Origin of the sequence: Streptococcus sp. 1559, from assembly GCF_013276735.1 — a bacterium.
GTDB lineage: Bacteria > Bacillota > Bacilli > Lactobacillales > Streptococcaceae > Streptococcus > Streptococcus pseudopneumoniae.
This window is the reverse complement of record NZ_VMLO01000092.1, coordinates 1-5,556: the sequence shown is the minus strand read 5'-3', so window position 1 is coordinate 5,556 and position 5,556 is coordinate 1. Positions and strand designations below refer to the sequence as shown.

Here is a 5,556-nt window from a genome sequence, read left to right as displayed (position 1 = left end):
GGAATTACTTTAAAATTTCCTTATCAATTTGTTCACAGTCTATTTCAATCTACTATACTCTTCGAAAATCTCTTCAAACCACGTCAGCTTCGCCTTGCTGTATATATGTTACTGACTTCGTCAGTTCTATCTGCAACCTCAAAACAGTGTTTTGAGCTGACTTCGTCAGTTTTATCTACAACCTCAAAGCTGTACTTTGAGCAGCCTACGGCTAGCTTCCTAGTTTGCTCTTTGATTTTCATTGAGTATAAAAGTGCTCCATGCCATATTTTACATAGCATTAGTCTTCTAAAAATGGACAAAAAACATTGTAAAGGCTATCAAAAAGGAGTATAATGAGTGCAAGAAATTTCGGAGGTGAAAGATGCTAGAAGTAAGAAGTCTAGAGAAAAGTTTTGGATCCAAGCAAGTTTTGTTTGGTATTGACTTTCAAGCGCGACCAGGTCGTATTTTGGGATTAGTAGGAAAAAATGGTGCTGGGAAGACAACGATTTTCCACAGTATTTTGAAGTTTTTAGAATACCAGGGAGAAATCGGTCTGGATGGTCAGGATATTCGTCAGGAGACCTATGCTCGGATTGGTTATCTGCCTGAAGAACGCAGTCTCATGCCTAAATTGACAGTTCTTGAGCAAGTTCGCTATTTGGCGACTCTAAAAGGCATGGATGCCAAGGAAATCAAGGAAAAACTCCCTCAATGGATGAAGAGGTTGGAAGTGAAAGGGAAGCTGACAGATAAAATTAAGAGTCTGTCAAAAGGAAATCAGCAGAAGATTCAGCTCATCATTACTCTGATTCATGAGCCAGACTTGATTATCTTGGATGAGCCTTTCAGTGGATTGGACCCAGTCAATACAGAATTGCTCAAGCAAGTCATTTTTCAAGAAAAAGAACGTGGGGCAACCATTATCTTTTCTGACCATGTCATGACCAACGTCGAGGAGCTTTGTGACGATATTCTCATGATCCGAGATGGCCGTGTGGTCTTGCATGGACCAGTTCAGGATGTCCGAAATCAATACGGGAAAACACGTCTCTTTGTTTCAAGTGAACGAAGCAAGGAAGAATTGGAAAACCTTCCTCATGTCAAACAGGTGAGCTTGACCAAACAAGGTAGTTGGAAATTGATCTTGGAGGATGAGAGTGCTGGTAGAGAACTCTTCCCAATCTTGACTCAAGGGCAATATATCGCAACCTTTGACCAACAAGCGCCAACTATCGATGAAATCTTTAAACTAGAATCAGGAGTGGAAGTATGGGAAATGTGTGGGTTGTAATCAAGGAAACCTATCTTAGACATGTCAAATCGTGGAGTTTCTTCTTTATGGTGATTTCACCGTTCCTCTTTTTAGGAATCTCTGGAGGAATTGCTTATCTCCAAGGCTCTTCAATGGCTAAAAATGATAAAGTGGCAGTAGTGACAACAGTGCCATCTGTAGCAGAAGGACTGAAGAATGTAAATGGTGTTAATTTTGACTACAAAGACGAAGCAAGTGCCAAAGAAGCGATTAAAGATGAAAAATTAAAAGGCTATCTGACTATTGACCAAGAGGATAGTGTCTTGAAGGCAGTTTATCATGGCGAAACGTCGCTTGAAAATGGAATTAAATTTGCAGTTACAGATACACTCAATGAACTGCAAAATCAGCTTAATCGTTCAACTGCTTCCTTGTCTCAAGAGCAGGAAAAACGCTTAGCGCAGACAATTCAATTCACAGAAAAGATTGATGAAGCCAAGGAAAATAAAAAGTTTATTCAAACAATTGCAGCAGGCGCCTTAGGATTCTTTCTTTATATGATTCTGATTACCTATGCGGGTGTAACAGCTCAGGAAGTTGCCAGTGAAAAAGGCACCAAAATTATGGAAGTCGTCTTTTCTAGCATAAGGGCTAGTCACTATTTCTATGCGCGGATGATGGCTCTGTTTCTGGTGATTTTAACGCATATCGGGATTTATGTGGTAGGTGGTCTGGCAGCTATTCTACTCTTTAAAGATTTGCCATTCTTGGCTCAGTCTGGTATTTTGGATCACTTGGGAGATGCTTTCTCACTGAATACCTTGTTCTTTATTTTGGTCAGTCTCTTTATGTACGTCGTCTTGGCTGCCTTTCTAGGTTCTATGGTTTCTCGTCCTGAGGACTCAGGAAAAGCCTTGTCGCCTTTGATGATTTTGATTATGGGTGGTTTTTTTGGAGTGACAGCTCTAGGTGCAGCTGGTGACAATCTCATCTTGAAGATTGGTTCTTATATTCCCTTTATTTCGACCTTCTTTATGCCATTTAGAACTATTAATGGCTATGCAGGGGGAGTAGAAGCATGGATTTCACTTGCTATTACAGTGATTTTTGCGGTGGTAGCAACAGGATTTATCGGACGCATGTATGCCAGCCTAGTCCTTCAAACAGATGATTTAGGGATTTGGAAAACATTTAAACGTGCCTTATCTTATAAATAGAAGAGCCTCGCGAAAGCGAGGTTTTTTAGAGATAAAAAGAGTGGAATCACGAACCTAATTATGCACACATTATGTAAACAGGTTGCTTGAGAACTCAATTGTATAGTGAACTGAATCTGGAATAAGATAATATTGCTTCTAAAACATTCTTATAAATTGATTTGAATTCCAAAACCAGGGTGTGCAATTCTTATTTCCCATCACTTTATTTATTGATTATGATAGAACTCTTATCGGTCTGTAACAAAATTTCAATAATATAAAAACGCATCCTATCAGGACTCAACTTGATAGGATGCGTTTTTTGATTGTGAAGACTTTTCATCCAGCCTCTTTATGTGATAAAGTATCGTTAATATTCAATGAAAATCAGACTGGGAAGTTAGCGGAAGGCTCCTCGAAACATAGTTTTGAGGTTGAGGAACTGACCAAGTCAGTAACGTATACACACTAAGGACAAGCTGACGTGGTTTGAAGAGTATAAAAATCTGTTTCGTAAGCATCCAATAATAGGGTGTTTTGATAGTGTCATCATTTGGATAAGCATTATAGTATAGTGATATGAAATCAACTAAACTAAATAAGAAATATAGATTATCAAAACTCTTTGAAAAGATTGCATTAAATCTAAATAACATAGACGTCTTCAGCGTGTGCTGTCTCATCTTATGCGAAAATCTTATAAGGAGAGTATAGAAAATCTCGGTTGTAATCAACTAACTGATTGGAGAAATGTATAAATATGAGAAGTTAGACCCCCATGTCACTACCATAATGAGATTGCTCGAATTCCTTGCTTTTTATACTCAATGAAAATCAAAGAGCAANNCGGCAAGGCGACGTTGACGCGGTTTGAAGAGATTTTCGAAGAGTATTAACTCAATATCAAACTAGCTACGATGGGGCTGACAAAGACATAGAGAATACCAGTGACACCGATAGCCAAACCACCCATGGCTCCTGCTACAGAGCCGTATCGGAAGGCTGTTCCTGTTCCAACTGCATGGCCTGTTCCTCCAAGGGAAAGACCAACAGCTACTGGGTCGTCAATTTTCAACCACTTCAAAAGGGTTGGTCCGATGACACTGGTTAAAATCCCAGTTGCCACGACTACCACCAAGGTCACGGTCGTCAGACCTTGCAATTTTTCTGTGATTCCCACTGCCATGGCGGTTGTTACTGACTTGGGAAAGAGAGAAATGGCTAGGAAAAAGTCCATACCAAAGATTTTGGCCACAAGGGCTGTGAAAGAGGTATTGACAACTACTGCTAGCAGACTACCAAAGAGAATACTCCGAGCATGGTGCTTCATCAAATGAAAACTCTTGTAAATCGGAATCCCCAAAGCCACTGTCGACGGGACAATCAAGTTGTTCAGATAAACCCCACCTTGGTAGTAATCTTGATAAGAAATACCCGTCACCTTAAGAAAAATAATGATAAAAATAGCCGACAAAAGCAGGGGCGTTGTCAATGGATGAGGAAAACGTCTGTAAATCAACATCCCCACTAGATAAGCTAGGATAGACAGGGCAAGCCCAAATAGGGGATTGGAAACAAATTCACTCATTTGGCATCTCCTTTCTCATAATCTCCCTCAAACCGTCGTTTGATAAACTGAACTACCAACGCTATGAGGATAATATTGACAACTGCTGCAAAAAAGACAATCAAAACAATGGGTAGGAGATAGGGAGCAATCACATCAAACTTTTCCATGATTCCTACTGCTGGCGGCAAAAAGAGAATGGTCATATTGGCCAGCAAGAAATTCCCCACCATGTTGACATGCCTAGTTCTCAACCATTTGAATTGTAGGGATAGAAAGAGAATAATCAAGCCGATAATACTGCCTGGGATGGGCAAATGAAAGAAACTGGAAATCCCCTCTCCGATTAGAGAAATCACAAAGAGAATCATTAATTGAACATATAATTTCATCCTAAACTCCACGAAATAGACTTCTTGAATACCAGTTTACTCTTTTTTCAGAAAATTTCAAGGAAATGAACAAGGGATAATGAAAATTAAAGAACAAACTAGGAAGTCAGCTGCATGTTACTCAAAGTAAAGTGTTGGGGTTGTAGGTCAAACTGACATAGTTTGAAGCGATTTTCGAAGAATATTACTTTTCTTTGCTTAAGTGAATGACTTGGTCGTAGTTTTTTAAGTCCTCTTCTGTGTAGTGGTGAATGGCTTCTATGACTGTTTGAGGTAGGGAGAAGAGCAAGTCGCTAATTTTTCTGCTATTTTCCGAGTCAAGATTGGCCTTAATCTCGTCTGCTAAGATGAGTTGGCTATCATGGTAGAGGGCGCGGGCGATTTCTAGGCGTTGTTTCTCGCCACCAGACAGACTATCATTGCTGAGCGTTCGATTTTTCAAATGTTCTAAACCTGTTTTTTTGAGGATATGATTTAGCGTTTGCTTTTATCTAAAATACTTCATATAAAAATGTAAATTTTTGGGGGATATACAATTAAATGAAAATATCGTAATGACACAGATTGAAACAAAAAGCGAACAAAACAGAATTCATTGTTTCGATTCGCTTTTCGTATTATTATCTAGTTTTTTTGTAGCTCTGATAACATTTAGTCTGAGCATGTACACTAATAGCTGAAGGAATAAAATGTATACTTTAGATTATTTCCAAGCGCCACCGGTATCTACACAGTAACCACCAGGTGTATAGGTGTTGTGAAGCATCTTACCAGTTGAAGCAAGGTAATACCAAGATCTGCTATCTTTCACCCAGCCTGTTAACATAGCACCTGAGTCTTTTAGGTAATATAGTTGCTTAGTTTCAAACAAGCATGTTATAATAAAGCTATGGCATATAGTACAGATTTTAAACAGCGAGCATTAGATTACATCAAAGAGGGGCACAGCCATGTCGAGGCAGCCAAGGTTTTTGATGTCGGCGTCAGAACTCTCTTCACGTGGGAAAAGAACTTACGTGAACAAGGACACTTAGAGAGGAAAAAGCGAGTCGTCAAAAACCGAAAGATTCCTTTAGAGGAATTGAAATCCTTTGTAGAGGCTTATCCAGATGCTTTTTTACGGGAAATTGCGGCACATTTTGATTGTGCTGTCCCTTCAGT

The 5,556-nt window shown here is 39.3% G+C and carries 5 protein-coding genes and 2 pseudogenes; 3 read left to right on the top strand and 4 right to left on the bottom strand.

Annotation, left to right across the window (positions count from 1 at the left end; genetic code table 11):
- Nucleotides 1–364: 364 nt before the first annotated feature.
- Nucleotides 365–1,276, top strand: coding sequence for an ABC transporter ATP-binding protein (locus HT688_RS09950; RefSeq protein ID WP_023934336.1), 912 nt, complete (start codon nucleotides 365–367; stop codon nucleotides 1,274–1,276).
- A complete protein-coding gene (locus HT688_RS09945; RefSeq protein WP_023934334.1) occupies nucleotides 1,255–2,454 on the top strand; it encodes an ABC transporter permease in 1,200 nt (399 codons plus the stop codon). The genes HT688_RS09950 and HT688_RS09945 overlap by 22 nt, the downstream gene beginning before the upstream one ends.
- Nucleotides 2,455–3,328: 874 nt before the next feature.
- Here the strand turns inward: HT688_RS09945 and HT688_RS09940 are convergent.
- The 4 genes and pseudogenes from HT688_RS09940 to HT688_RS09925 all read right to left on the bottom strand — a co-directional run bounded on the left by HT688_RS09940 (nucleotide 3,329) and on the right by HT688_RS09925 (nucleotide 5,266).
- Entirely contained in the window at nucleotides 3,329–4,024 is a 696-nt protein-coding gene (locus HT688_RS09940; RefSeq protein ID WP_023934327.1) for an LrgB family protein, read from the bottom strand.
- Entirely contained in the window at nucleotides 4,021–4,395 is a 375-nt protein-coding gene (locus HT688_RS09935) for a CidA/LrgA family protein (RefSeq protein WP_000781328.1), read from the bottom strand. Before HT688_RS09935 ends, HT688_RS09940 begins: the two co-directional genes overlap by 4 nt.
- Before the next feature lie 184 nt (nucleotides 4,396–4,579).
- Nucleotides 4,580–4,876 (bottom strand): annotated as a pseudogene (locus HT688_RS09930) (ATP-binding cassette domain-containing protein); the annotation flags it as partial.
- 222 nt (nucleotides 4,877–5,098) lie between these two features.
- A complete protein-coding gene (locus tag HT688_RS09925; RefSeq protein WP_123056183.1) occupies nucleotides 5,099–5,266 on the bottom strand; it encodes a choline-binding protein A in 168 nt (55 codons plus the stop codon).
- A gap of 18 nt (nucleotides 5,267–5,284) precedes the next feature.
- Between HT688_RS09925 and HT688_RS09920 the strand changes: the two are divergent.
- Nucleotides 5,285–5,556 (top strand): annotated as a pseudogene (locus HT688_RS09920) (IS630 family transposase); the annotation flags it as partial.